The sequence below is a fragment of the Flavobacterium sp. U410 genome (assembly GCF_053570605.1).
Genome location: NZ_JBSEFI010000051.1, coordinates 1 through 1,294 on the forward strand (window position 1 = coordinate 1; position 1,294 = coordinate 1,294).

The 1,294-nt window shown below is 31.7% G+C and carries 2 protein-coding genes; both read right to left on the bottom strand.

The annotated features are described in order from the left end of the window. Positions 1-72 precede the first annotated feature (72 nt). The gene (locus ACUSJC_RS16740; RefSeq protein WP_449270698.1) at positions 73-489 is read right to left on the bottom strand and encodes a hypothetical protein; all 417 of its coding nucleotides are present in this window, start codon (positions 487-489) and stop codon (positions 73-75) included. A 3-nt stretch (positions 490-492) separates the two neighbouring features. Further along, on the bottom strand, positions 493-1,294 hold an 802-nt coding region (locus ACUSJC_RS16745; protein ID WP_449270699.1), incomplete at its 5' end, for a glycoside hydrolase family 19 protein.

Consider the following 1,294-nt stretch of genomic DNA (forward strand, 5'->3'; position numbering starts at 1 on the left):
CCTTTTATCAATAAAACTATATGTTATAATTCCTAAAGCGAAAATCACAATAATTTTTATAATTTTCATATTCTACGGCCTCATATAAACTATAATTTTACCTTGTCCTTCTGTTAGTAAAGATAATGTATGATTGTTATCTTCATAAACTCCACTTAGTATATAATTACAAAAGGAATCTCCTTCAGGGTAAATATATTTTAAAACTAATTTATTCCCATTATTATCGGAGGAAGAAGGTATTATTCCATTACATTCGTTAGAAATAATATAATTATATGTTGACTCTAGAGTGTTATCAATATATATGTTGACAACACCATTTGGTAAAAACTCAATTTTATCACTTGGGCTGTTCTCCATAATCCAAATTCCTAAAATTCTTTGTTCTGGTGTTTGAAGTTTAAGATTATTAGTTAATATTTTACCGTTAATAGTTACTGCTATAAGAACAGAAACTATAATTAAAAGTGTTTTTAACGTTTTCATATTTTATTGACAGTTTATTGTTTCCATTGCTTGGTTAAAATAATTTTTTCTTTTATTTAATCCTACCATATCAGGATTAATTCTACTTGTAACTTTAGAAACAGTTGTATCAGAGTTGATCGTTATTTTATCTAAGACTCTAACTTTAAAAAACCACATGCCACTTAATATGGAATGCATTTGTATATTTTCTAAATTGCTAGGTTGATAATATGACCATCCATATCCTATGCTGTTTAAATATTCTACATAAGCATCATAGTTTCCTTTCCAAGTGAGTTGAATTATTCCTCTCCCTTTATATAAGGATCCATCTCCACTGGCTTCATTTCCATTGCCATACTGACAACAATAGACTAAATTAGCTAATGCTGTTGGGTTATTTAAATAAGGAGTTGGATCTATGGCGTTTGGATTTGAATCCTTAAAAATATAATATATCTCTTTAAGTCTTTCAGCTGTTGTATAGTTTAAATTTTCAGTTGCATTTAATGTTGTAAAACCACCTGTTTCAGCTCCAGTTTGCGCTAAAAAATGGCATAATTTTTCTTTGGTATCAATTCCAAAGGCTGCGCCGTAATCATTTATATAATTTGCTAAAGTTTGTCTGATAGTAAGTGAAGCGTTAGGAAAAATCTCTAATAATTTTTCCGGAGATGTATTACAATCATCTTCTTCCACTTGTTCCAACTCCGGAACAGGTACCGTCACCACGCCACCGCAACCTTTACAGGTTTTCGGGTCTACCAAGCCGTCATCATAATCCTCATCGCCCGGTGTTCCGCCGGTGTTTCCGCCGCCGCCG